This window comes from Enterococcus sp. RIT-PI-f (assembly GCF_001297065.1).
Classification (GTDB): Bacteria; Bacillota; Bacilli; order Lactobacillales; family Enterococcaceae; genus Enterococcus_D.
Genome location: NZ_LHOX01000018.1, coordinates 326,115 through 351,569 on the forward strand (window position 1 = coordinate 326,115; position 25,455 = coordinate 351,569).

At 42.0% G+C, this 25,455-nt stretch carries 22 protein-coding genes; 15 read left to right on the plus strand and 7 right to left on the minus strand.

Annotation, left to right across the window (positions count from 1 at the left end; genetic code table 11):
* The 7 genes from AEQ18_RS12700 (at window position 1) to AEQ18_RS12730 (ending at window position 8,904) form a co-directional block, all read left to right on the plus strand.
* A complete protein-coding gene (locus AEQ18_RS12700) occupies window positions 1-1,623 on the plus strand; it encodes a sugar ABC transporter substrate-binding protein (RefSeq protein ID WP_054116706.1) in 1,623 nt (540 codons plus the stop codon).
* An 18-nt stretch (window positions 1,624-1,641) separates the two neighbouring features.
* The gene (locus AEQ18_RS12705) at window positions 1,642-2,238 is read left to right on the plus strand and encodes a hypothetical protein (protein ID WP_054116707.1); all 597 of its coding nucleotides are present in this window, start codon (window positions 1,642-1,644) and stop codon (window positions 2,236-2,238) included.
* A 10-nt stretch (window positions 2,239-2,248) separates the two neighbouring features.
* Window positions 2,249-3,589 carry a glycoside hydrolase family 30 protein gene (locus AEQ18_RS12710; RefSeq protein ID WP_054116708.1) on the plus strand — a complete coding sequence of 447 codons (1,341 nt, stop codon included), beginning with the start codon at window positions 2,249-2,251 and terminating at the stop codon, window positions 3,587-3,589.
* Between the two features lie 7 nt (window positions 3,590-3,596).
* Entirely contained in the window at window positions 3,597-4,229 is a 633-nt protein-coding gene (locus tag AEQ18_RS12715) for a GDSL-type esterase/lipase family protein (RefSeq protein WP_054116709.1), read from the plus strand.
* Between the two features lie 169 nt (window positions 4,230-4,398).
* A complete protein-coding gene (locus AEQ18_RS12720; protein WP_054116710.1) occupies window positions 4,399-6,006 on the plus strand; it encodes a PTS transporter subunit EIIC in 1,608 nt (535 codons plus the stop codon).
* Window positions 6,006-7,337, plus strand: coding sequence for a 6-phospho-alpha-glucosidase (locus AEQ18_RS12725; RefSeq protein WP_054116711.1), 1,332 nt, complete (start codon window positions 6,006-6,008; stop codon window positions 7,335-7,337). The genes AEQ18_RS12720 and AEQ18_RS12725 overlap by 1 nt, the downstream gene beginning before the upstream one ends.
* Before the next feature lie 196 nt (window positions 7,338-7,533).
* Entirely contained in the window at window positions 7,534-8,904 is a 1,371-nt protein-coding gene (locus AEQ18_RS12730) for a gluconokinase (RefSeq protein WP_054116712.1), read from the plus strand.
* A 67-nt stretch (window positions 8,905-8,971) separates the two neighbouring features.
* On the opposite strand, the gene AEQ18_RS12735 is transcribed toward AEQ18_RS12730, so the two are convergent.
* A complete protein-coding gene (locus tag AEQ18_RS12735) occupies window positions 8,972-9,709 on the minus strand; it encodes a MurR/RpiR family transcriptional regulator (protein WP_054116713.1) in 738 nt (245 codons plus the stop codon).
* Between the two features lie 149 nt (window positions 9,710-9,858).
* On the opposite strand from AEQ18_RS12735, the gene AEQ18_RS12740 reads away from it, so the two are divergent.
* The 5 genes from AEQ18_RS12740 (at window position 9,859) to AEQ18_RS12760 (ending at window position 14,044) form a co-directional block, all read left to right on the plus strand.
* Window positions 9,859-10,608 carry an IclR family transcriptional regulator gene (locus tag AEQ18_RS12740; protein ID WP_054116714.1) on the plus strand — a complete coding sequence of 250 codons (750 nt, stop codon included), beginning with the start codon at window positions 9,859-9,861 and terminating at the stop codon, window positions 10,606-10,608.
* Window positions 10,609-10,713: 105 nt separating this feature from the next.
* On the plus strand, window positions 10,714-11,361 hold the full coding sequence (locus tag AEQ18_RS12745) for a bifunctional 4-hydroxy-2-oxoglutarate aldolase/2-dehydro-3-deoxy-phosphogluconate aldolase (protein ID WP_054116715.1): 648 nt from the start codon (window positions 10,714-10,716) through the stop codon (window positions 11,359-11,361).
* A gap of 2 nt (window positions 11,362-11,363) precedes the next feature.
* On the plus strand, window positions 11,364-12,362 hold the full coding sequence (locus AEQ18_RS12750) for a sugar kinase (protein WP_054116716.1): 999 nt from the start codon (window positions 11,364-11,366) through the stop codon (window positions 12,360-12,362).
* Window positions 12,363-12,376: 14 nt separating this feature from the next.
* Window positions 12,377-13,219, plus strand: coding sequence for a 5-dehydro-4-deoxy-D-glucuronate isomerase (gene kduI, locus AEQ18_RS12755; RefSeq protein WP_054116717.1), 843 nt, complete (start codon window positions 12,377-12,379; stop codon window positions 13,217-13,219).
* An 18-nt stretch (window positions 13,220-13,237) separates the two neighbouring features.
* Window positions 13,238-14,044, plus strand: a complete 807-nt coding sequence (locus AEQ18_RS12760; RefSeq protein ID WP_054116718.1) for a gluconate 5-dehydrogenase — start codon at window positions 13,238-13,240, stop codon at window positions 14,042-14,044.
* 90 nt (window positions 14,045-14,134) lie between these two features.
* On the opposite strand, the gene AEQ18_RS12765 is transcribed toward AEQ18_RS12760, so the two are convergent.
* From AEQ18_RS12765 to AEQ18_RS12785, 5 genes are all read right to left on the minus strand, one after another.
* On the minus strand, window positions 14,135-14,809 hold the full coding sequence (locus AEQ18_RS12765; protein ID WP_054116719.1) for a rhamnogalacturonan acetylesterase: 675 nt from the start codon (window positions 14,807-14,809) through the stop codon (window positions 14,135-14,137).
* Window positions 14,810-14,812: 3 nt separating this feature from the next.
* Complete coding sequence (gene uxaC / locus AEQ18_RS12770) at window positions 14,813-16,204, minus strand: glucuronate isomerase (protein ID WP_054116720.1); 1,392 nt, start codon at window positions 16,202-16,204, stop codon at window positions 14,813-14,815.
* 27 nt (window positions 16,205-16,231) lie between these two features.
* A complete protein-coding gene (locus tag AEQ18_RS12775) occupies window positions 16,232-17,743 on the minus strand; it encodes a UxaA family hydrolase (protein ID WP_054116721.1) in 1,512 nt (503 codons plus the stop codon).
* Between the two features lie 106 nt (window positions 17,744-17,849).
* On the minus strand, window positions 17,850-19,256 hold the full coding sequence (locus tag AEQ18_RS12780) for a tagaturonate reductase (RefSeq protein ID WP_054116722.1): 1,407 nt from the start codon (window positions 19,254-19,256) through the stop codon (window positions 17,850-17,852).
* 68 nt (window positions 19,257-19,324) lie between these two features.
* Window positions 19,325-20,305 (minus strand): LacI family DNA-binding transcriptional regulator, encoded by a 981-nt coding sequence (locus AEQ18_RS12785; protein WP_054116723.1) that lies wholly within the window; start codon window positions 20,303-20,305, stop codon window positions 19,325-19,327.
* Between the two features lie 206 nt (window positions 20,306-20,511).
* Here AEQ18_RS12785 and AEQ18_RS12790 point away from each other — a divergent pair, with 206 nt between their 5' ends.
* Window positions 20,512-22,674, plus strand: a complete 2,163-nt coding sequence (locus AEQ18_RS12790) for a helix-turn-helix domain-containing protein (RefSeq protein WP_054116844.1) — start codon at window positions 20,512-20,514, stop codon at window positions 22,672-22,674.
* 41 nt (window positions 22,675-22,715) lie between these two features.
* On the opposite strand, the gene AEQ18_RS12795 is transcribed toward AEQ18_RS12790, so the two are convergent.
* Window positions 22,716-23,603 (minus strand): carbohydrate ABC transporter permease, encoded by an 888-nt coding sequence (locus AEQ18_RS12795; RefSeq protein WP_054116724.1) that lies wholly within the window; start codon window positions 23,601-23,603, stop codon window positions 22,716-22,718.
* Between the two features lie 221 nt (window positions 23,604-23,824).
* On the opposite strand from AEQ18_RS12795, the gene AEQ18_RS12800 reads away from it, so the two are divergent.
* Entirely contained in the window at window positions 23,825-24,793 is a 969-nt protein-coding gene (locus tag AEQ18_RS12800) for an ABC transporter permease (protein ID WP_054116725.1), read from the plus strand.
* A gap of 15 nt (window positions 24,794-24,808) precedes the next feature.
* The gene (locus tag AEQ18_RS12805; protein WP_054116726.1) at window positions 24,809-25,438 is read left to right on the plus strand and encodes a YesL family protein; all 630 of its coding nucleotides are present in this window, start codon (window positions 24,809-24,811) and stop codon (window positions 25,436-25,438) included.
* Window positions 25,439-25,455: the final 17 nt, after the last annotated feature.

The window sequence follows — 25,455 nt, forward strand, 5'->3', positions numbered from 1 at the left end:
ATGAAAAATATGAAAAATATGCTGTTTTTGACTAGTTCAGTAATGTTGTTAGGTGCATGCGGAGGCGGAGAAGATAGCGCAAGTCAAGAAGCAAAAGATGTGGATATTAGTGATCGTTATACACTGGATGAAAACACACCGGCTTGGCAATTGGATAATAAAGAAGAAGTTACTGAATTGACCTGGTATGTAAATGCTGATTGGTGGAATGATGAATGGGGTAATGATGTTGTAACTAAACAGATGGAAGAAGATCTGAACATCAAAATAAAATTTATTAAAGGTGATGATACCAACTTAAATACTATGTTTTCGAGTAATGATATGGCAGATATTGTCACAATATTTGATTCAAACTCACAAGTAGCACAAAAGGCGGATAGTTGGGCATACTCATTAGATGATCTATCAGAAAAATACGATCCTTATTGGCAAACTGTGGCAGCAGAAGATACATTGAATTGGTTTCAATTAGATGATGGGAAAACATATGGATATCCTAATTATTCTAATACAGCAGAAGATTATGATAGCGGTTTAATTCCGGCGAACACGAATTTCTTGATCCGAAAAGATGTATATGAGGCAATTGGTGAAAACAATTTTGAAACAGCCGATGACTTTATCGCAGGAATGAAATCAATCAGTGAAAAATACCCAGACCTAGTACCTTTCGGATTCAATGCGTTAGGTGATGGCGCAGGCTCTTTAGGAGACGTTTTTCAAGACTACTTGGGTGTTGATCTTGAAACAGAAGATGGCGGATTTTACAATCGTAATTTAGATCCAGAGTATGTAAAATGGTTAAAAGTTTTACGTCAAATCCATGATGATGGGAATTTGTCTGATGATAGTTTTTCTGATGATGGTACAGCTTTTGAAGAAAAAGTGAAATCTGGTCAATATGCAACGATCATGGCTAGCGGCACTGCACAAATGAGCGGTTTTTTGCAAAGCTGGTTATCGGAAAATCCTGATGGTGAGTACATTGCTATCAATGGACCGCAGAATAGTGAAGGCAATGAGCCTAAATTAAATCAAAGCGGAATCACTGGTTGGATGATCAATTACATTAGTAAAAGTGCTAAAGATCCAGCCAAAGCTATGCAAATTTTCACGTACTTACAGAGCGAATATGGTGGTATTCTAACTACATTTGGTATCGAAGGTGAAACGTTCCAATATGATTCCGAAGGAAAAATAGAGTTGCTTCCAGAAGTTCAAGAGATGAAAGACAATGACTCAGATCGGTTTAAAAAAGAGTATCGACTGAGTGAATTTATTTTCTTTGGTCATGACAAGTATCAATCTATGGCTAGTGAAAGTACCCAGACACCAGCTTTGATTCAGCCTAGAGAATGGGGAGAAGGAAAATTATATCCTCATTTTATTTTAGAGAATATTGATCCTAGTTCTGGGACTCAAGAAGCACGCAATCTCTCGGCAATCAATACCAACTGGTATACAACGCTAGTCAGTTTGATTCGCTCTTCTTCAGAAGAAGATTTTGATCAGATACTTTCTTCATATACAACGTTTTTAGATGAAAATGGCTGGTCTGATATCGAGACGATTAGAAATGAAAAAATAGCCGAAAATAAAGAAAAACTTGGTTTAGATTAAGAAAGGCGGTAGCCAGTAATGAAGCAATTATTTAATATTGATGGCGAGGTTTACAGTTTTCTTCATAAGATGTATCAATTTATGTTACTTAACTTATTGATCGTTATGACAAGTTTGCCAATCGTTACGTTGCCATGCGCGTTGATTACTGGCTACCAACTTTTGAAAGATTTTAATCAGCAGGAAATTACTGTAAAAAGATATATCCAGCAATTCAGAAAAAGTATTGTTCTTTCAATTGTTCTAACAATCATTTTCTTATTTATTTTTTTCATGCTATTTCTTTTGTTGGCCTTCACTAGAGGGACTATGTTTCAATTTTTAATACTACTCTTTATTGCTTTTTTTATAGTTTTCCTTTCAAATACATTTATTGTAAGTAACAATCAAATGTCTCTTAGATCTATACTGCAATATGCCTTCGGAATAACATTGAAATATGCAGGTTTTAATAGTATCGGATTAGCGATTATGCTGTCTAGTTTTGTAATACCTATATTTTTGCCGAAATTAGGATTGATATGGGCATTATTTGGAATAAGTCTCCCTATGCTTTTCCAAATTTTCATCTATAAACAAATTATGAAGCAGATAGTTGTAAAACAAATAGAGTAGGAGTGATCCATTGAGTTTTGAATACTATGTGACAACAGATGAAGAAAATATGTTTCAGCGTGAACGATCACCATTTACAAATAATAAAAGTGAATTTGAAATTCATATCAATAGCAAACAAACTTTTCAGACAATAGATGGATGGGGGGCATCATTCACAGATGCTTCTGCATATTTACTGGATAAATGCTTGTCTGAGGAACAGCAAACTACAGTCATGGAGGCATTGTTTGATCGGAACAAAGGAATAGGGCTTTCCATTTTGCGAAATCCTATGGGCGCTTCTGACTATGCACGGTTTATTTATAGTTATGATGATATGGAAAAAGAGCAAACAGATGTGGATCTTACACATTTTTCATTTGTGCATGATGAAGAAAGCATCATTCCGTTAACGAAATATGCAAAAAAAATAAACCCTGAACTTAAACTATTTCTTTCTCCATGGAGTGCTCCGGGATGGATGAAAGACTCTCAAAAAATGATTGGTGGTAAATTGCTACCGATGTATTATGAAACATATGCCAATTACTTCAAAAAAGTAATTGAAAGTTATCTCCTGCATGGCTTAGAGACTTATGCTGTTACACCTCAAAATGAACCTTTGTTTTTACCGCCGCATTATCCAGGAATGGAGATGTTGGCAGATGAACAAGCAACGTTCGTTGCTGAATATTTAAAGCCGACATTTGAGAATAACAATATCAATGTGAAGATATTTGGTTATGACCATAACTGGGATCGTATTGATTATCCACTTGAAATATTAGATAAAGCAGAAAAAGCATTTGATGGTATAGCATGGCATTGGTATGGAGGCAATGTTGTCAATCAATCTAGAGTTGCTGCTTTTTATCCAAATAAAGAAATTCATTTTACGGAAGGTTCAGGAGGAGAATGGATACCAGCTTTCGAACCTGCATTCAGTAATTTAATACGAACTGGGATTGACATTTTCAGAAATGGTGCAAAATCTATGACGCTTTGGAATGTAGCGTTGGATGAAAATAATGGTCCTACTGTTCCTGGTTTCGGAAGAAGTACTTGTCGAGGCCTCATAAAAGTGAACCAACAAACAAGTGAGTATGAGATGACGCTTGATTATTTTGGATTAGCTCATTTTAGTAAATATGTACATCCAGGATCTGTTCGGATTGCCAGTTCAAATGATGAAAGTATTCGAAGTGTTGCATTTCAAAATGAGAATCAAACTGTAGTGGTTATATTATTTAATGATAGTGAAAATGGTGCGTCTGTTAAAGTAACGATAGATTCCTTAAGAATGGATACAATTTATTTGCCAGCAAAGTCTGCTATGACAATTGTTGAAACATCTAACAAAAAGGAGTAAAGAAAGAATGGCTGATTTGAATAGCTACTTTCGTAAAAATGAGTATGCGGAAAAAGGAAAAATTGTCTTTGCTGGTTCTTCTTTGATGGAAGAGTTCCCTTTAGAAAAACTATTTATGGATCAACATATGATCGTTTATAATCGTGGAATTAGTGGGGCAACCTCTAAAGAATATCTTGAGGTTTTTGATCAATTAATATTTCCTTTGGATCCAACTCATCTATTCATCAATATTGGTTCGAATGATTTAGCAGATAAATATTTTGATATCAACAGCTTATTAGGTAGTTATCGACAAATTTTTAGCAAACTAAAAAAAACTTTACCTCAATGCAAAGTAACCTTTATCATGTTCTATCCAGTTAATACGGAAAAAATTAAAGAAACAGCCCGACATTTCAATGAGGAATGGTTATTCCAGGCCGCATTATATCGAACAAATGAACGCTTGATTGAAGCAAGTGAAAAAGTCAGTGAACTAGCGGATTTGTATGATTTTGATACGGTTACAGTCAATAGTTTGCTCATGGATAATTTCAGTCAACTTGATGCTTCTTTCACCAATGATGGCATACACTTAACGGAAGCCGCATACCTAAAGATTTTTCCTATGATTTATCACCACGTGGTTCAAATATAGAATAAGATGCATAGTGAAGCAACGGATGAGAAGAAATGATCATTCTTTGCTTTTTTTTGAAACAAATTCCAAATCATGCAACATATTGATTTGAAAGCGTTTGCCCTATCAATGGTCAACGTTATTTCCTATAATGAACCTACAAATACAAAACAAAGGAGTTTCATCAATGAAAGAAAAAGTGATGGATGCAATGCAGAAGTTTTCAAAGGCGATGTTTGTGCCGGTATTGATTTTACCGATTGCTGGGATTTTGATTGCAGTTGGGAATGTATTTACCAATGTTCGATTGATTGAGCGTTTTCCATTTTTAGATAATCCGATCACCATTGGGTTCGGCAGTATCTTGTCTGCCGCACTTTTACCCATTTTGACCAATTTGGGCATTATCTTTTGTGTGGGTATCGCGTTAGGTTTGGCGAAGAAGAAAAAAGCTGAGGCGGCTTTTACAGCTTTATTGGGGTACTTTGTCTTCTTGAATGCGATGAACAAATTCATGGCATTACGGGAAATGCTCGTCCCTGCAGATGCCTTGCAAGGATCGGGACAAGCGCTTGTGTTGGGGATTCAGGTTTTGGATATGGGGGTTTTCTTGGGTCTTATTTTGGGTGTCGTGACGGCGCTGATCCATAATCGCTTTATCGATAAGACATTTTCCAATGCATTTCAAGTCTATGGGGGCGCTAGATTTGTATTTATTGTATTGATTCCTGTGGTAGTGGGTTTATCGATTCTCTCAACGTTTGTTTGGCCGGTTGTTCAAACAGGGATTGATAACTTAGGGGGAGTGATCCAACAAACCGGGAACTTTGGTATTTTCTTATATGGGACATTGGAACGTTTGTTGATTCCGACTGGTTTGCATCATTTGATTTATACTCCATTTCTATATACATCATTGGGCGGGGTAGCTGATGTTGGTGGGCAAGTTTTTGAAGGTGCGCGGAATATTTACTTCGCAGAAATTGCGGATCCAGCCGTGACGGTCTTGTCGCAAAGTGTGATCTGGGATGCCAGAGGGATCTCAAAAATGTTCGGACTGATCGGTGCATGTTTGGCGATGTATCATACGGCGAAGCCAGAAAATAAATTCAAAGTCAAAGCGATTCTGATTCCTGCAGTAATTACGTCATTTATTGCAGGTGTAACAGAACCCATCGAATTTTCTTTCATGTTTGTGGCGCCCATGTTGTTTGTGATCCATTCAGGTTTAAGCGGCTTGAGTATGGTTGCCTTGAATCTATTTGGTTCAAGAGCGATCGGACCGAATGGGTTTATCGATTTTCTTTTATATAATATACCGTTGGGTATTGAAAAGACCCGCTGGCCTATCTATGTACTCGTTGGGATCGCCTTTTTCTTCATCTATTATTTCTTGTTCCGTTTCTTGATCACAAAAATGAATTTAAAAACCGTGGGGCGTGAAGATGAAGGCAATGAAACAAAATTATATTCGAAAAAAGACTACAAAGAACAGCAGTTGGCTGGCAACGACGGCATGGTTGCTGCTAGCTCGAGCCAAGATTCAATCGCAGCATTGATCACAGAAGGGCTCGGTGGCGACAGCAACATCAAAACGATCGATAATTGTTACACGCGTTTGCGCTTAAAACTGAATGATCCTGAGCTGGTGAATGAAACACTTTTGAAAGAGCAAACGAGCGCCAAAGGGGTCATTAAAAATGGCGAAAACGTGCATGTGGTATATGGGTTAACAGTCCCGAAAGTACGTGAAAATTTAGAAGCTTATCTAGGTCGAGAAGGAGAGAATGAATAATGAAAGATTTTTCAGTAGTGATTGCTGGTGGCGGTAGTACGTTTACACCAGGAATCGTGATGATGTTATTAGACAATCAAGAACGGTTCCCCTTAAGAAAACTAACATTGTATGACAATGACGATGTGCGTCAAGGGAATTTAGGAGAAGCCTTAGCGATCTTATTGAAGGAACAAGCACCGCAAATCGAGTTTTGTTTTACAACCGATCCTGAAACTGCCTTTACCGATGTGGATTTCTGTATGGCGCATATTCGCGTCGGCAAATATGAAATGCGGGAAAAAGATGAGAAAATCCCGCTGAAACACGGTGTTTTCGGTCAAGAAACTTGCGGTCCTGGTGGGATTGCTTATGGGATGCGCAGTATTACAGGGATGCTGGAAATCATTGATCATATGGAAACCTATGCACCGGATTGCTGGATGTTGAATTACTCTAATCCAGCGGCGATCGTTGCTGAAGCTTGTCGGGTGTTGCGACCACATGCGAAAGTATTGAATATTTGTGATATGCCAGTGGGCACATTGCGGCGTATGTCGCAGATCATCAATAAACAACCGGAAGATTTAGAGGTGCGTTATTTTGGTTTGAACCATTTTGGCTGGTGGACAAGTATCAAAGACAAAGCGGGAACGGAATATATTCAAGACATTCGTTCCTATGTGGCCAAACATGGCTATTTGACACAAGTGGAAGTCGATACCCAGCATACAGATCCTAGTTGGCAAGAAACCCATAAAAAAGCCAAAGATCTGTTGGCATTGACGCCGGAATTCTTGCCGAATACCTATCTGCAATATTATCTGTATCCTGATGAAATGTTTGATCATATGAAAGATCATCCTGAACATACCCGCGCCAATGAGGTCATGGAAGGAAGAGAAAAGCGGGTGTTTGCCCATGCCAAAAAAATCGTCGAAAACGGATCTGCGCAAGGTATTGCCTTTGAGATCGATGCCCATGCCAGCTTCATCGTCGACTTAGCCAGAGCGATCGCTTTTAATACCCATGAGCGGATGATCATGATTGTTGAGAACAATGGAGCCATTGCCAATTTCCCGGATGATGCGATGGTGGAAGTTCCTTGTATCATTGGCTCAGACGGCCCTGAAGCGTTGGCACAAGGCAACATACCCGCTTTCCAACAAACACTCATGTACCAGCAAGTGATGGTCGAAAAGTTGGTTGTGGAAGCATATGTGGAAAAAAGCTACCAGAAGATGTGGCAAGCGTTAACCCTTTCCAAAACCATTCCTAGCGCAAAAGTGGCCAAAGAATTATTGGCAGATTTGGTTTCTGAGAATGGCGATTATTGGCCAGATTTGCACTGATTTGTTTCACATTTGAGAAACATCTAATAAGGAAGCCGCGCAGATCGATCGTCGAGAAGTGTCCTGTGGGATGTTTCTAGACGATCTTTTGCGCCATGTAAAGCAGTATCTTTCCTTAACCCAAACCCGCAACGTTTCCTTGTGCCAATCTATGGTAAAATAAAGCATAATTTGTATGGAAAAGGGATGAGAAGACATGTTTTTAGGTATCGATATCGGCACCACAGCAATCAAGTTTGGTGTGATCAGTGGGCGCAACATTCGTCACAGTCATTCGATCCAACTGACTACGCAAATTGAAGGATCAACGCAGATACAATCGGCGAAGGCAATCGAAAGCGCATTGCGCCAGGGCATACAGGCCTTGCCTGCTGTGTTAAAAGCACAAATAAAGACCATCGCGTTCAGTACAGCGATGCATAGTTTCATGCCAGAAAAGAATGGGCAAGGGGATGCGATTTATATTTGGTCAGACAATCAAGCCAGCCAAACAATCGAAGCGTTCCGAAAAACTGAGAAGGCTAGATCTTTTTATCAGGAAACGGGTACACCGATCCATGCCATGTCGCCATTTGCCAAATTGCTCCATCTCAAGGAGCAGGGACTGCTTTCATCTTATGATCATTTTTATGGGTTAAAAGAGTTGACCATGCGTTTGTTCACTGGTGAAGTACGAATCGATCGCAGTACCGCTTCTGCTACGGGATTATATGCATTGCAAGAAAAAACATGGAGTGATGCCATTCTCGCGTATCTCTCTGTGACAGCAGAGCAGTTGGCGCCACTGTGCGAACCAACGGATTGCTTCTTGATCGTACCGGAATTGGCGGAACAATTGGGTCTTTCCCAACAAGTGGCGGTCATGTGCGGGGCAAGTGATGGCTGTTTGGCTGCTTATGCGGGCTATCGATCTACGGGTATCCCGAACAGTTTGACGATTGGAACAAGTGCCGCGATCCGTAAAGTGACCAGCACACCGAGCTTTGATTTGGACAAACAAAACTTTTGCTATTATTTAAAGGAGGGGGTCTATGTCGTGGGCGCACCTTCAAATAATGGCGGATCAGTTTTGGCTTGGGCGAAGGAGACCTTTGCCGAAAATGGCAGCGATTTTTTCCAAGCGTTGCCGCACCTATTGAATGAGACCGCCATTGGCAGTCAAGGGCTGCGTTTCTTCCCTTATTTGAATGGAGAGCGGGCGCCGTTTTGGACAAATCAAGTGACAGCTGGTTTTTACCATCTGACGATTGCCCATCGACGTCCAGAGATGATTCGAGCGACGATCGAGGGGATGTTGATGAATATCCGGTTGTTGAAGGACTTGGTTCAAGTGGCGGATCAGGTAACCGTCAGTGGAGGCTTTTTTCAAACGAGGGCTCTTGCCCAAATGACAGCGGATGTTTTGGGCGTTGCTTGTTGTCTTTCAGAAGCAAATGAGCCGATCTTTGGGTTGTATGATCTGTATGATCCGACAACCGTGGCGGTGGAAATCGGGGAGACGATCACACCTGATCCGCAATCAGCCACTACCTATCAGCAAATCGCTCCGTCCTACTTCCAACGCTAAAACCGCACACCACAAATTTGAGCGCCTAGCAACAGTTCGCTGAGAAAGCCGACTGTTGCTAGGCGCTTTATTTGTGTGGTGTTTTTTCTGTTACGGTCATCGCAGCAACGATATATTCCATGAGTAACAGCAGTTTGCCAAAAAAGCTGCTATACTCGATATTTTGGGTGTCAAAAGGCCGTTCATCCGTGACTTCAAAAACATAAGTAGCTAGTTGATTGGCACTATGATCCCCGTTGCCGCAAAACAAAATCGTTGGGATATGGTTTTGTTGGGCCAACGTCATTTTTTCGATGACTTTTTGGGTTTCCCCTGATTTGCTGATCGTGATCAGCATGCTGATGTTTTCAATATTGTTGCTGATGATGCCGCCTGAGTCTGAAGCACTGACCAATAATGTTTTGATGCCGTTGACCAGCATTTTTTTGTGCAAATACTCCGCAATGATCCCGGAAAAGCCTGTGGCATATATCGTGATGAACTTATTGGGCTGATTTGCATAGATGTCTCGAATGGAGGCAATCATCTGATCAATACTTGCGCTGTCGATTTGGTAGTCGATCGTCGCTTCAGTGATTTGCTGCTGCTTCAACTGATTCTTTAAAAAGTAAAAGAATTCGGTATAGCCAGAAAATCCCAGTTTTTGTGCTAAGCGAACGATTGTTGCAGGTGAGGTATAGATTCGCTTGGCAATTTCTCTTAGTGGACAGCCATCGATTTCTTTTGTATGGGTCATCAGATAGTCGATGATCTGTTTTTCATTGTCGGATAGTTTCTTTCCTTTGGTTAACACATCCAGATCCATTCATACGCACTCCTTTATCCTTCTCCTTTATCATACTTGTTTTTATCAGCAAATGTAAATCATCATCTAGAGGAAAAGAATCAAAGAAGATTGTGCATTTCTCAAAAAGAGATTATAATTTCTTATATAGAAAAAATGAGGTGGAGAATATGACACAAAAACCATACGGCACAGTTTTATTGAAGGCGGCACTGATTATGGATCATTTAGCTGAGCATCCAAACCAACCACTGCAGATGATTGCCGCTGCAACAGAAATGACTGCATCAACGACGCTGAAAATCTTAGATACACTTGTGATGATAGGCTACGTGCAGCGAAGCAAAGAAAAGAATTATCGTCTGGGTTCTAAACTAATCAAATATGCCAATCATAGTGTGGAGGAATTAGATTTAGTCGAAAGAAGTTTGCCCCATCTAGAAGTGTTACAGACAAAAGCGGATGAAACTATCCACTTAGGGGTTTTGGCGGCAAATGAGATATTATATGTCAACAAGTTGGAGCCCAAGCACCAGACGATCCGCATGTCTTCTAAAGTAGGGATCACGAGACCATTGTATTCATCGGCAATGGGTAAAGCAGTTTTGGCGTTGTTTTCAGAAGAAGAAGTCGCAGACTATTTAGCTGACACACCACTGATTGCCTATACTGAAAATACCATCACCAATCCCTTCCAATTAAAAAAAGAACTTGCACGGTCGAGAGAAGAGCAAGTCGCGTTTGATGACGAAGAAATGGAACAAGAGATCTATTGTATTGGCACAGCATTGATCCACGATGGCGCAGTCGTTGGGGCCTTTTCGGTTAGTTTACCTAAATATCGCCTAACACCAGCATATAAGCAAACATTGATTGAGACAATTCGCGAAACCAAACAAGCCATCGAAAAATCATTATAAAAGTCTAGAAAGCCCTTGCAAAAATATTGGAGAACGGTATAATAAATTTGTAAGTTTCTTTATAATAAATTCTATTTTCCAAATAAGAAATTTAGGAGGGGTTTGATGGATAAAGTCGCACGATTAACAAAATTGCAAAAGAGCGGAGTGATAGCCGTAGTGAGGGGCGCTTCCAAGGAAGAAGCCTTCAAAGCCAGTCAAGCAATCATTGAAGGGGGCATCACTGGGATCGAATTGACATTTACCGTCCCAGAGGCTGCGGCAGTGATTGCTGAATTAACCGAGACCTATCGTGATCAACATGATGTGGTGATCGGGGCAGGAACTGTGTTGGATGCTGTGACCGCTCGCTTAGCCATCATGGCGGGTGCTGAGTATGTGGTGAGTCCAACGTTTGATCAAGCCACAGCTGAGATGTGCAACCTGTATCAAGTGCCATATCTTCCCGGCTGTATGACGATTTCAGAAATGAAGGAAGCGTTGAAAGCTGGGGCGGACATTATCAAGTTGTTTCCTGGCAGTGCGTATGGACCGAGTATTATCTCTGCCTTCAAAGCGCCGTTGCCGCAATTGAATATCATGCCTACAGGCGGTGTCAGTCTAGCGAATATGGCCGAGTGGTTTGACGCTGGTGTCGTGGCAGTAGGCGTTGGCGGCAATCTGCTTGCACCAGCTGCCACAGGTGATTTTGCGGCGGTAACAGAAGTCGCCAAACAATATGCGGCACAATTGAAAGAGATTCGAGGCGCATAGTTATGGGAAAGATGCTTACTTTAGGCGAGATCATGTTGCGGTTATCCACGACGGTGGGTGAACGGGTCGCATCCAGCACGCAATTTTTTGCTCATTATGGCGGCGGAGAGGCCAATGTTGCGATCTCTTTGGCCAATTTTGGCCATTGTGTTGCTTTTGCCAGCAAGATTCCTGCAAACGCTTTAGGCGATGGTGCCCAGCAGCATTTGCAGCGATATGGAGTTGATTGTCGTTATGTGCTGAGAGGTGGGTCTCGATTGGGGACTTACTATGTTGAAACGGGGGTCGGGGAAAGAGCGGCACAAGTAGTCTATGATCGCAAAGGATCCAGCTTTGCTGAAATGACCACCAACGAATGGCCAGAAGCGCTGTTTGACGATGTCGATATCTTTCATATTTCCGGCATCACCCCAGCACTCTCAAAAGATTGGCAGGCTACCTTGATCAACTTAGTCAAAGCTGCCAAACAAGCAGGTGTCAAAATCAGTTTAGATATCAATTTTCGCGGCAAATTATGGACAACGGATGAAGCAAAGCAATATTTAAAAAAACTATTGCCGTTCGTCGATTTTTGTTCGGCAGGCAAACTTGATGCGCAAGTTTTTATGGATATACCCGCGTCAGCAGAAGCAACAGACGATCGCTATTATTATGAAGAAATGAATCAATTGTATCCAAACATTGACTTGTTTTATGGTACCCACCGCAAAGTGATCTCAGCCAGTCATCATGTGCTCATAGGTAGACTGTGGCATCAAGGCAATTACGTGGTGTCACAGGCCCATACCATCGATCCGATCGTCGATCGCGTCGGAGGCGGAGATGCGTTTGCCGCTGGTGTCTTACATGGCATCGCCAATCAAAGCAGCGATCAAGCATTGATCGACTTTGCAACTGCAGCTTCGGCACTCAAGCACACTGTACATGGAGATTGTAATCTTTTTTCAGTGTCAGACGTTGAGGCATTTATCAAAAATGGATCAGGAAAAATGATTCGCTAAGGAGGAATAGACACATGCAACATATGGAAACAAGGTATACCCACAGTCCGTTAGATATCAAACATTATAGTACGGAAGAATTACGCAGAGAATTTTTAGTGGAGAAAATCTTCACACCCGGTCAAATCATGCTGACATATACCCACAATGACCGCATGATTTTCGGTGGGGTCACACCAACAGATCAAGGCTTAGAAATCGAATTGACGAAAGAATTAGGTGTCGATTATTTCTTAGAACGCCGGGAATTGGGTGTGATCAACATTGGCGGACCAGGGGCGATCTCGATCGAAGGCACGAAAGAAGCCATGAAAAAACAAGATGGCTATTATATTGGCAAAGAAACAAAAAACGTGGTCTTTTATTCTGATGATCCCGAAAATCCAGCCAAATTCTATCTTTCAAGTGTACCTGCCCACAAAAAGTATCCAAACGTCAAAATCAGTATCGATCAAGTCAAACCTATGGAAACAGGGGAAGGATTGACGTTGAACGAACGGAAAATCTATCAATATATTCACCCAAATGTCTGTGAAAGCTGTCAATTACAAATGGGCTATACGATTTTAGAACCAGGGAGTGCATGGAATACGATGCCTTGTCATACCCATGAACGCCGCATGGAAGCGTATGTGTATTTTGACTTTGCGAATGAAGACACCAAAGTATTTCATATGATGGGCAAACCTGATGAAACCAAGCATCTGGTGGTTGCCGAAGAGCAAGCGATCATTTCTCCTAGCTGGTCGATCCACTCTGGCGTGGGCACAAGTAATTATTCCTTCATTTGGGCAATGTGTGGTGAAAACATTACCTACACTGATATGGATATGATCGCAATGGATGAGTTAAAATAAAAGAAAGAAGGTATAATGATGGATTTTTCAATGAATGATTTTCGATTAGATGGCAAAATCGCCTTGATTACGGGTGCTGTGTACGGGATTGGGTTTACCTTGGCACAAGCGCTAGCCAAAGCAGGTGCGACGATCGTCTTTAACAATTTAGATCAAGCTTCAGTGGATCAAGGTTTAGCAAATTACAAAGAGGCGGGAATCGAGGCACATGGGTATGTCTGTGATGTGACGGACGAGGCAGCAGTACAAGCAATGGTCAAACAAATCGAAGCAGAAGTCGGTGTCATTGATATTTTGATCAACAATGCTGGGATCATCAAGCGGATTCCAATGTTGGAGATGTCAGCAGCAGATTTCCGTCAAGTAGTTGATGTCGATTTGAATGCACCTTTTATCGTTTCTAAAGCAGTCTTACCATCAATGATCGAAAAAGGCCACGGTAAAATCATCAATATCTGCTCGATGATGAGTGAATTAGGTCGGGAAACAGTGGCTGGGTATGCAGCAGCCAAAGGCGGTTTGAAAATGCTGACCAAAAATATTTGTTCAGAGTTCGGTTCAGCAAATATTCAATGTAATGGCATTGGGCCTGGCTATATTGCGACCCCGCAAACAGCGCCGTTAAGAGAAGTACAGCCAGATGGCTCACGTCATCCCTTTGATCAATTTATCGTTGCAAAAACACCTGCAGCCCGTTGGGGAGAACCTACAGATTTAGCTGGTCCAGCCGTATTCCTTGCTTCTGAAGCATCTAACTTCGTCAATGGACATGTGTTGTATGTCGATGGCGGAATCTTAGCCTATATTGGCAAACAACCGGAGTAACACCCGCAAACAATCAACAAAACATGGATCAAAGAAGGAGGAGCCAGGCATCTGTTGATGCATGACTCCTCCTTCTTGGTTGTTTGACGATTATTCAATCCGGATATCTTGGCCGCAAGGCAACCCGGATTCTTTAAGGGATTGGGCGATGATCTGGGCAATTGCTGTTGCACCATGTCCATTGAGATGGGTGTTGTCATCGATCCCTTGAGGATAATTCGGGTGTACCCCCACAGGTAAATGCAAGAAATGGCTTTTGGCCTCCATCTGCGATAGTCGATTGAAATAGTTCTGTGTGGCCGCGAAGATGTCTAAGCATAAAATATCGTGTTGCTTTGCAAAAGCACGCATAGCAGATGGATAATCCCCGACGGCATCTGTGTCTAGTTGCTGCTTTTGATAATGAAGGCGGGTGATGGATGTCAGCAATATAGGCCTAACGCCTTTTTTTTGTGCGGTTTGAACGTAAACAGTTAAATTTTTTTGGTATTCGTCTAACGTCGTTCCTCGGTCATCATCGACTTTTTGATCGTTATGGCCGAATTGAATCAGAAAATAATCTCCCTTATGCATTGCGACTTCAGCTTCTGCAAGCAGATGATCGTTGATAAAGCTTTTCGTTGAAGCACCATTTTTGGCAAAATTGATTACTTGATAATGATCAGAGACAAACCATGACAGTTTTTCTCCCCAACCCGTTTCTGGTCGTGCACGTTCACTTTTGTTTGCCGCAGTTGAGTCTCCGGCAATAATGAATTTTGGCATCTGTCATCTCCTAAATTGAAAGTAATGGGCAGCATTGTGGTAGCAAATGTTTTCTATCAATGGTTTCAACTGCTGAAGGTCTGTGGGTGCTTCCCCCCGGATCACGATTTCAGCTAACCATTCGCAGAGTACCCGCCGGAAATATTCATGTCGTGTATAAGAGAGGAAACTGCGAGAATCCGTCAACATGCCAACGAAATTAAACAGCACACTGCCATCTGCAAATGCAGTGAGTTGGCGGCGCATGCCAGCCCGGGTATCATTGTACCACCAGCCAGAGCCCAATTGCAGTTTATTGGCGCCGGTACTTTGGAAACAACCCATCAACGCCACGAGGGCATCGTAGTCATTGGGATTCAATGAGTACAATATCACTTGCGGCAAGTATTGCGCTTGATCTGCTTGATTGAGGAGTTGTTGCAAATCTTTGACGATAGAACGATCATTGATGCCATCATAACCAGTATCAGGTCCTAATGTTTGATACATACGCTGATTGCAATTGCGGTACGCATGCAAATGCAGCTGCATCGTCCAACCTGCTTGATGATAGTGCTTCATCAATTCTAAGAGCAAGGCCGTTTGAAAGACTGCAATTTCTTGCTCGCTTAACGTTTTTTTGGCGCGTGCTTTTTGAAAAATGTCGGCAGCGGATAATTCAGATTGATCCTTAAAGGTCAATGTATCGATGCCATGGTCAGCTAAGCGACACCCATTTTCTGAGAAGTACCTGATGCGTTGGGACAAAGCAGCCAACAAGTCCGGATAACTTTCAATCGTTTGGTTTGAAGCAGCAGCCAGTTGTGCGATATAGGATAGAAAATGGGCATCACCGATCTTGATTGCTTTGTCTGGCCTGAAAGTTGGCAAAACGGTGAAACGGTCTTCTGTTTGACGGAGTTGTTGATGATAGGAGAGGTTATCGATGGGATCGTCTGTCGTACAAACGATCTCCACACGACTATTGGCAATCAAAGAACGTCTGCTAAAAGCAGCTTGCTGTAATTTTTGATTGCATTGTTCCCATAATGTTGCCGTATTGGCTTCATTGACGGGGAGGTCAATGTCAAAGAAACGTTGTAATTCTAGATGCGTCCATGTATATAATGGATTACCGATCAATTTCGGCACTGTCTGACACCAGGCCGCAAATTTGTCGTAATCAGATGCTGGACCGGTGATTTTCTCTTCTTCGATCCCGCAAGCCCGCATCAAACGCCATTTATAATGATCGCCAGAAAGCCATGCTTCTGTTATATTTTTAAAGGGTTGATCTTCATAGATTTCTTTCGGGTCTAGGTGACAGTGGTAGTCAATGATGGGCAGATCTTCCGCATAGTGATGATATAGTGTTTCAGCGATCGGGTTTGTTAATAAAAAATTCTCTTTAAACAACGGTTTTCCTTCTTTCTTCCTATTGGTTTATAGCGTGACGCCATTTTTAAAAATCGCAATTTCTCGTACATTGTTGGCTTCATTGCGTGTCGCTTTGCCGCTGGCTGTGTCAATGATGGCTTGAATGAAGTCTGTCAGTACAACATCCATCGATTCTTCTAATAACCGTCCAGCATTGAAATCCATCCAATGGGGCTTTTTGCGAAAGATGTCTTGATTGGTCGCGACCTTCATTGTGGGCACATAGGCACCAAATGGTGTTCCCCGACCGGTGGTGAAGAGAACAAGTTGACAATCAGCAGATGCCAAAGCAGAAGCAGCCACTAAGTCGTTCCCAGGGCCTTCTAACAAACTCAATCCCGGTTTTCGCAGTTTTTCACCATATTTCAAGACATCAACGACCGCTGATGTGCCAGACTTTTGCGTACAACCTAAGGATTTGTCCTCCAGTGTTGTGATGCCGCCAGCTTTGTTTCCTGGGGATGGGTTTTCATAGACTGGCTCTCCATAGGCCAAAAAGTAGTCTTTGAAATCATTGATCAAATGAAGGATTTTCTCGAAAGTTTCCTCATTTTCCGCTCGTGCCATCAAGACTTGTTCCGCACCAAACATTTCTGGTACTTCAGTCAAAACAGTACTGCCGCCTTGCGCAACGAGAAAGTCTGAAAAAGCACCTAATAATGGGTTGGCAGTGATACCAGAAAAACCGTCGGAACCGCCGCACTTCAAGCCGACTTTCAACTCGCTCAATGGGACAGCTTCACGAACATCATCTTTGGCAGTTTCTAATAATGCTTCCAGCAACTCGATCCCGACTTGGATCTCGTCTTGGCTTTCCTGGGCAACCAGGAATTTTACGCGATGTTCATCATAATCACCGAGCTTTTCTTTGAAGGCAGGAACGGTATTGTTTTCACAGCCTAGACCAAAAACCAGGACGCCGCCTGCATTGGGGTGTTGAACCGCATCGATCAGAATTTGGCGGGTGTTTTGGTGGTCTTGACCTAATTGTGAACACCCGTAAGGATGCTTTAAAATCGTCACATGGTCAAAAGAGCCGAGGTCTGGGTGGAGTGCTTTGAATTCTTCAACGATGATCTCGGCGATTCCATTGATGCAGCCAACCGTTGGGACGATCAATAAATCATTGCGAATCCCAACCTTGCCATTGGCCCTGCGATAGCCAGCAAAAGTCAATTCAGTTTTAGGGTAATGGACCGGCTGCAAGTTGGGCTGATAGGTATAAGATAAGGTGCCTGCCAGATTGGTTTTTACATTGTGGGTATGGAGCCAGCTGCCTATCGCCGCCTCTGTCGTCACGTGACCGATGGGGTAGCCATATTTGATGACATTCGCGCCTGTTGCTAAGTTGGTTAAAGCAATCTTATGACCTTGGGGAATATCTTCGGTCAAAAACAAGTCTTGGCCTTCAAAGGTCAAGCGACTATTTTGGGCGAGGGGCTGCAGTGCAACCGCGACATTGTCTTTCGGGTGTAGTTTTAAGAGCTGTGCAGGTGTTTTGATCAGTGCCTCTGTCATGATTTTCTTCCTTTCTTTTGTTCAATTGAACGGGTCTATTCGTCAGGTAAATCTATCGTGGTTGCTGATTTTCTGGCAACGGTCACCAAAGGACGATGATTGACGTTTACACAGGAGATACAGCTTCTTGCTGTTCTACATAGTGAAGCAATGCACGAGGTCCATCAAGGGCCAATATCGAGGTCATGGTTTGGATGTCATCAGTTAAAAAACGCAGATCAATCTGCCACAATGCGTCATTGCCCAGCAAAAAAGCGTATTGTGCGGATGGTGCCAGCTGCTTGGCCTCGGTGAAAATAGCTGATACAAGGGCTTCATCTTCGAAAGGTCCTGTTAGATAACGGTGAAGCAATGCCGCCAAAGAGGCTGTGATCCGCAAAGGGATTTGTTGTTTCTTTTGGTAGAAACGCATCAAGACCGGCAATAACCGCGCAGTGAATTTTGAGACACTATTCAAAGCAATCGATTGTAATTGATGATGGACATAAGGGTTTTTGAATCGTTCTTTGATTTCTTCGGCATAGGCTCTTAATTGCGTTTCTGGTAAATCAAGCATAGGAATCAATTCGTTTTGGAACAGGCGTTCTACATATAAAGCAAAGTCTGGGTCATTCATGACATCTTCAACGGTTTCAAGACCGGCAAGACAGCCTAATGACACGATTGCTGTGTGGGGACCATTAAGTAAATGGACTTTTCGTTCACGATAAGGGGTCATATCGTCGGTGACAATCACATTTAGACCAGCGGCAGCCAAAGGCAACTTTGCTTCAATCTCTGACCCTTCGATCACCCAAAGCATAAAGGGTTCAGCGGTGACGATCAATTGATCTTGATAGCCTAACAAAGTTTCATATGCCGCTGCCTGTTCTCTTGGATAGCCAGGTACGATTCGATCCACCAGACTGCAGCAAAATTGATTATCCGAGTTGAGCCATTCACTAAACGCTTTAGGCAATGCCCACAATTCAGCATACGCTTGAACGGCTTGTTTTAACTTTTCACCATTGCGATCTATCAACTCACAAGGGATAATGGTAAATCCTGGTTTTTTCAATTGAAATCTGCGGTAGAGCAGTGCGGTCAACTTTGCCGGATAACTGCTGGGTGGCGTATCACTGATCGTATCTGAAGGGTCAAAGCGAATCCCAGCTTCAGTGGTATTGGACACAATGATATCCAATGCCTCATTGTCGGCCAATGCAAGAAATTCTTGCCATTGTCGATACGGATCGATCACTTCATGGATCGTGGAAATGATTTCCGCCTTTTGCATAGGAACGCCGTCGACTAAGCCTTCTAAAATCACTGTATAACGGTCATCTTGTTCGTCTAAAAGGGCTTTCAATCCTTGGGGGATCGGTTGAACAACGATTGCACTTCCTTGAAACAATCCCTGTTTATTCATTTGGGCCAATTGCCAATTAAAAAAGCCCCGCATAAAATTTCCCTCACCAAATTGGATGACACGTGGGGGATACTGCGTAACAGATTGATCTTTGATATTTTGCATGTTTTAGCCTCCGATGGTTTAAAATATATATGCACACGTTAACATTATTGTGCAGTCCTAAGAAGTTGCTATAAGGACTGACGAATCGTCAACGATGTATCTAAGAATAATTGTTTTTGCTGATCGGCTTCTGATAGACTTGCCAAAAGGAGTTCGGTTGCACATTTACTCATCTCATAAACAGGCTTGCTGATCGTTGTCAAAGGCGGATAAGTGAATGGCGAAAAAGGAATATCATCAAAACCGATGATCGCGATATCCTCCGGAATGCGCAACCCGGCCTGTAAACAATAGTTGATGGCTCCGATCGCCATATCATCATTTGAACAAAAAATCACTTCTGGCGGATCAGAAAGTGCCAATAATTGCTGCGCACCTGCTTGCCCGCTCGCCAAAGAAAAATCGCCTGACACGGTATAGCCTGACGGACAAGTGAGTCCGGCTTTTGCTAATGCTTGATCAAAGCCTTTCTTTCTTTCGATGGTCGAACGAAAAGAGGGAATACCTTCAATGCAGGCGAATTTGGTGTAACCCTGATCAATGGCATACTGGATCATATGATAAACCCCTTGGGCGTCGTTGCTGGTGACATTGTTAAAACGGGGGCTGTCTAGCTGCCGATTCAATACAACGAGTGGAATCTGTTGCTTCGCTAAAGCTTCGATAAAGGCATCATCCTGGTCACTTTGACTCATGACGATGGCACCGTCGATCCGATTCAAATGGTCAAAATCATGGGACACTTCTTGCAGCTCATGGACGGCTAAACTATATTCTTTGGGTAAAGTATCGTTGATCCCTTTAATGACATCACCCAAAAAGCTATTAGAGGTTCCTTTGGAAAGATGTGAAAAAAACAATTCAATGATGTATGATTTTTGATTGACTAAACTCTTGGCATTGACGTTCGGTATGTAATTTAATGTCTCTGCGATCTCGTTGATTTTCTTTTTAGTCGCAGGTTTGATCAATGGGCTGTCATTTAATGCACGGGAGACCGTGGTATGAGAAACGCCAGCTACCTTGGCAATATCTTTGATTGTGACCATGAAAATGCTTCCACCTTTCATTTGTTTTAGCATATAACTTTATCGTATAAAAGTCAATATACCAAACATGCACACGTGAAAAAAATATTTTTTACATAGGCACAGTTTGGAATATATGGTAGTATAAACGTATGAAGAAGTGAAACAGGGGAGGGCTTATAAGATTGGTGACTAGGCTCAAAAATGAAAGTACATTATTCAAGCAAATGTTTTTTTCAGTATTTATAATTGGAAGCGTTTTAATTATTGGGTTTGGCAGCGTTATTTATCACCGGACGTATGCGAATGTTCAGCAAACCTTTTTGCAAAAGCATCGTGAAGCAGTCAACCAAGTCAAGAACAATTTGGAACACAAAATACAAATGGTGGAATATGCCTTCTCGACCTACAGCAACACGCAAAGTTTCAAAGAAAATTTGCAAACCGATTATGCAGATATGCAGTTTCGAGATGTGCAAAACATCAATTCGCAATTGGCCTATATCAGTATTATGGGGATTGAAGAGGCCAGTTATCAACTGATCAATGTCGATAAAGCATGGACGATCGATCAGGGATCACTCAAACACTTGACTGACGAGGAGATTCTGACGTACCAAACCATGGGCAACCAAGAGCGCTATATTGACTGGCAGTCAGGTCAAGAGCATTTAAGAATGGTGATGACCTTGCCAGTGTTTAGTCAAGATACCCAGGCATTAGGAATCGCTGAGATCAACAAACAAGCAATCGCCAAATTGGTGGCACATCAATCCGATTCCTTTCTCAATATTGTCAATTCAGAAGGTGTGATTCTATTTAGCGATGGGGATACGATCGATGGGCAATTGGTTGGTGATATGATCAGCGATCATCCATCGACAGGTATCCTCACAGGGCAGGAACAGCAGACATACGTTTATACGCAATCTGAGTATAATCAGTGGTTCTATGTGATGCGTTTAGCACCTCAAGAAGTATCAACGATCATTGGGTCATTTCGTATCAGTTTGATTGGGATCGGTTGCCTATTGATCGCATTATTGGCTTTCTTGGCTTATCGCATTGCTAGAATCGCCACTTCACCCATCAATCGCATCAGTGAAGTGCTGAAATCGAAAAAGCTTGGTGAAAAATTAGAAGTCAATCAAGTGATCTCGGAGATCAATCAAATCCTTAATGACAACCAAAGCCTCACAGGTGAAATGGATCGACAGAAACCAGAATTGGCTGCTTTATTTTCATTAAATCTGTTTCGTGGCTGTATTGCAGAAAAAGATATTCCGTCGAAACTGCAGCAATTTGGCTATCAGGTTTCCAAAAACGATCATTTTAGGGTCATGCTGATCCAAATCGATGATTTATGCGGTCGTGATCCGATCCATGGCGATGTCTTTTTACTGGCGCTTCAAAATCTGGTGGCCGAAATCATTCCAGCCGATAGGCGATTGCAACCAATTATTTATAAGCAAGAATTACAAGGGACACTCTTGAGAGGTGCCCATGAACGCAACCAAAGTGATATGTTTGCGTATTGTCAGGCAATCAGAAAAGCTGCCAAAGATTATTTGAAGATCAAAATCAGCATCGGCCTCTCTGATACCTTCCAGTCATTGCAATGGACAAGAGTAGCTGTCAAGAATGCGGAGGAGTCATTACGTTACCGATTGAATCTGGGGGAAGAGGTCATCATCTTTTACGATGATATTGCGACGCGCTTTGACAAATCTGCGGCCATCCAGTATCCAACGGATGCTGAGGGTATCTTTTTGGACGCCATGCGCAGTGGTGATTCTTCTCTGATCAAAGAAAGTTACGCAGAGGTCGTCAAAAAAATCACTCAAGACAACAAGAATCCAATGGCGATCGAGAGTGCTTTCTTTCAATTGATCAACAATATTATCCGTTTAGGTCAGTTGTTAGGCGCCGATCATACGAGTCTGCAAAAGAGTCGAAACGTTTATCAGCAGGTTTTGAATCAAAACCATTTGTATAAAATTGAGCAAAGTATTTATGCGGAACTCGTCATACCTATTGTTGAAACGATTCAAATCAAGACGGATCAAGAAATTCGTTCTTTGTCGGAAAAAATGGTGTTGTTGATCCATCAGCAATACGACCAAGAACTATCTTTGGATCGAGTGGCGGAGCAGCTGCACTACAACGCCAATTATTTGAGTAATGTTTTCAAAAAAGAAATGGCTGTTACCTTTGCAGATTACTTGCAAAATTATCGCTTGAAGATAGCCAAAAAATGGTTAGAGGAAACAGAGCTGACAATCAAAGAAATTGCTGCACGTTTGAAATATACCAACTCGCAAAATTTTATTCGCTTTTTCAAGAAGAAAGAATCAGTCACCCCAGGAGAATATCGCAAAAAATTCAGCTAAACAAAAAGAAACCTTTCCAATAGCGGAAAGGTTTCTTTTGATTACCCTTTAACAGAACCAACCATTGCGCCTTTGACAAAATATTTCTGTACAAAGGGATAAGCAATCAGCATTGGCATGGTTGCGACCATGATCACGGCCATTTTGACAGATTGCGCGGGTGGCACGACATCGACACTGGTTGCATCAGCATTCATGCCACTTGACACGATCACGATCTGTCGCAATAACACTTGGATTGGCCATTTGGCAGAATCATTGATATAGAGGATCGCTGATTGATAGGTGTTCCAATAACTGACCGCATAAAAGAGCGAGATTGTTGCAATCGAGGGAAGAGAGAGCGGCAGGATGATCCGAAAGAAGACACCCCAATCAGAGCAGCCATCCATTTTTGCTGATTCTTCTAAACTATCAGGGATCCCTTGGAAAAAGTTGCGCATAATGATCATGTTGTAGGCACTGACTGCGCTAGGCAAGATCAATGACCAAAGCGAGTCGATCAACCCAAGACTTTGGACCAGGATAAACGTGGGGATCATCCCACCGCTGAACAACATCGTAAAGACGACAATAAAATTGAAGATTCCTCGTCCGTGAAGGTATTTACGTGATAGGGCATAAGCCATAAATGCTGTTAGCACCATAGATAGGAATGTTCCTGTGATCGTAACGATCAATGACACGCCGATACTTTGAAAGATCGTGGGTGTGGAAAGAATGTAGCGATATGCATTCAAAGTGAACTCTCTAGGAATGATAATAAATGTTCTCGTTGCAATCTCTGCTGGTGTCGCAAATGAACTGCCTAGAATATTCAGGAAAGGGATCAGACACATCAAAGTGAATAGCAATAAAAAACCGATGATAAATCCTTGAACAAGTCGATCACTGTTGGAATGGTACTTTTTTTTCTTCGTTTGCTGCATGATTGGTTTCCTCCGTTTTTTTTTTAGTGATGAATAGTAATTAAAACGTAACATGGCTAAGAAAGAACGTATATAATCAGTTTTACATGTAAACGTTTTATCTATTTGAAGGATAATCATGTGGTGATTTTCACAAGTGGAGAAATGATTATATACGGAATAACGCTTTCAAGCTAACATGAACACATCAAATAAATCAAAAAGACATCGGAGGACTATCTATGGAAACAAAAATAGACACGGCTTTTTCACCACCGACGGGAAAAGAATTACAAGAACGAATGAAAAAGAAGAAATGGGCGCAAATCAAGAAAAACAAAGCACTGTATTTGATGCTATTACCTGGCATTTTATATTTCGTTGTATTCAAATACGTGCCAATGGGTGGATTAGTGATCGCTTTTCAAGATTATCAACCTTTTTTGGGGATTTTAGACAGCCCTTTTGTGGGCATGACCCATTTTATTCGTTTGTTTACAGAAGACACGTTTATGATGCTGATGCGGAATACATTGATCATGTTCTTCTTGAACATCACCATTTCATTTCCGTTTCCAATCTTATTGGCGCTGTTACTCAATGAAGTCAATAACCGACGTTTGAAGAAAAGTATCCAGACCATCATCTACTTACCGCATTTCATGTCATGGGTGATCGTGGTATCCATTTTCTATGTTTTACTGACGACTGAAGGCGGCGTGATCAACAATATTATTGAAAGTTTTGGCGGTGAACGCATTGCCTTCTTGACCAGCAAAGCATGGTTGCGGCCGATGTATATTTTCCAAGATCTCTGGAAAGGTGCCGGCTGGGGAACGATCGTGTATCTGGCAGCCATCACCAATGTCGATGAACAGTTATATGAAGCTGCTGATATGGATGGCGCAGGCAAGTTGCGCAAAATGTGGCATATCACATTGCCTTGTATTCGACCAACGATCGTTACGCTGTTGATATTGAAGATCGGATCAATTTTAGATATGGGTTTCGAGCATATGTTCTTGTTGATGAATTCGATGAATCGAGAAGTTGCACAGATTTTTGATACCTTTGTTTTTACCGCCGGGATCCAAAATGGTCAACTGAGTTATTCAACTGCTGTTGGGTTGTTTAAAGGCCTTGTGGGTCTGATCTTAGTGGTCTTTGCCAATCGTTTGGCCAAAAAAATCGGTGAAGACGGGATCTATTAAGAAAGAGGTGCCCTGATGAATCTTGATAAAATAATAAGAGTCAATGATCTCTTGCTTGCTGTGTATCGCGTGATTCTGCTGCAATTTCTGTGGCTTAGTGTGACACTGTTGGGCGGCGTCGTCTTTGGCATCGGACCTGCTACGTATGCCTTGATGAAAACCTATGATCGATGGTTGCGCTTGAAAGAACAGCCACCGATGATTCGTCAATTCTTCTATTATAGCAAAGAGCGCTTCCGGCAATCCGTGTTGATCAGCTGGCTGATCGGTCTATCGATGGGTATCGTTGTCACGAATCTGTTCAATGCAGGTTCTTGGTTTATCCAAATCGCCAATCTGCTGTTTCTGGTTGCCTTGCTGTTTATGTTCATGAATGTCTATAGCATTATGGCGGCAGTGAATTACCCTTCCATAAAGGCTATTTTGACAGGCAGCTTGTTGTTAGGTTTTGGATATTTGCATTACTCGATCATCACTTGGTCTATTTTGGTCGCAGGTTATTTACTGATCGCGACCTATCTGCCCATCCTGATTGTGTGTGCAGGCGTCAGTGTATTTGGGCTTATTATCGCCACTTCAGCGCAAAAAATCATCAACGATATTCATACCAAAAGTGCTCATACTGCAAACACGATGATCAGATAACAAGAAAGGAATAACAA

Coding starts and splice junctions, on each gene's coding strand:
- AEQ18_RS12700 (WP_054116706.1), top strand. CDS start 1: ATGAAAAATATGAAAAATATGCTGTTTTTGACTAGTTCAGTAATGTTG.
- AEQ18_RS12705 (WP_054116707.1), top strand. CDS start 1,642: ATGAAGCAATTATTTAATATTGATGGCGAGGTTTACAGTTTTCTTCAT.
- AEQ18_RS12715 (WP_054116709.1), top strand. CDS start 3,597: ATGGCTGATTTGAATAGCTACTTTCGTAAAAATGAGTATGCGGAAAAA.
- AEQ18_RS12720 (WP_054116710.1), top strand. CDS start 4,399: ATGAAAGAAAAAGTGATGGATGCAATGCAGAAGTTTTCAAAGGCGATG.
- AEQ18_RS12725 (WP_054116711.1), top strand. CDS start 6,006: ATGAAAGATTTTTCAGTAGTGATTGCTGGTGGCGGTAGTACGTTTACA.
- AEQ18_RS12730 (WP_054116712.1), top strand. CDS start 7,534: ATGTTTTTAGGTATCGATATCGGCACCACAGCAATCAAGTTTGGTGTG.
- AEQ18_RS12735 (WP_054116713.1), bottom strand. CDS start 9,709: ATGGATCTGGATGTGTTAACCAAAGGAAAGAAACTATCCGACAATGAA.
- AEQ18_RS12740 (WP_054116714.1), top strand. CDS start 9,859: ATGACACAAAAACCATACGGCACAGTTTTATTGAAGGCGGCACTGATT.
- AEQ18_RS12745 (WP_054116715.1), top strand. CDS start 10,714: ATGGATAAAGTCGCACGATTAACAAAATTGCAAAAGAGCGGAGTGATA.
- AEQ18_RS12750 (WP_054116716.1), top strand. CDS start 11,364: ATGGGAAAGATGCTTACTTTAGGCGAGATCATGTTGCGGTTATCCACG.
- kduI (WP_054116717.1), top strand. CDS start 12,377: ATGCAACATATGGAAACAAGGTATACCCACAGTCCGTTAGATATCAAA.
- AEQ18_RS12760 (WP_054116718.1), top strand. CDS start 13,238: ATGGATTTTTCAATGAATGATTTTCGATTAGATGGCAAAATCGCCTTG.
- AEQ18_RS12765 (WP_054116719.1), bottom strand. CDS start 14,809: ATGCCAAAATTCATTATTGCCGGAGACTCAACTGCGGCAAACAAAAGT.
- AEQ18_RS12775 (WP_054116721.1), bottom strand. CDS start 17,743: ATGACAGAGGCACTGATCAAAACACCTGCACAGCTCTTAAAACTACAC.
- AEQ18_RS12780 (WP_054116722.1), bottom strand. CDS start 19,256: ATGCAAAATATCAAAGATCAATCTGTTACGCAGTATCCCCCACGTGTC.
- AEQ18_RS12785 (WP_054116723.1), bottom strand. CDS start 20,305: ATGGTCACAATCAAAGATATTGCCAAGGTAGCTGGCGTTTCTCATACC.
- AEQ18_RS12790 (WP_054116844.1), top strand. CDS start 20,512: ATGTTTTTTTCAGTATTTATAATTGGAAGCGTTTTAATTATTGGGTTT.
- AEQ18_RS12795 (WP_054116724.1), bottom strand. CDS start 23,603: ATGCAGCAAACGAAGAAAAAAAAGTACCATTCCAACAGTGATCGACTT.
- AEQ18_RS12800 (WP_054116725.1), top strand. CDS start 23,825: ATGGAAACAAAAATAGACACGGCTTTTTCACCACCGACGGGAAAAGAA.
- AEQ18_RS12805 (WP_054116726.1), top strand. CDS start 24,809: ATGAATCTTGATAAAATAATAAGAGTCAATGATCTCTTGCTTGCTGTG.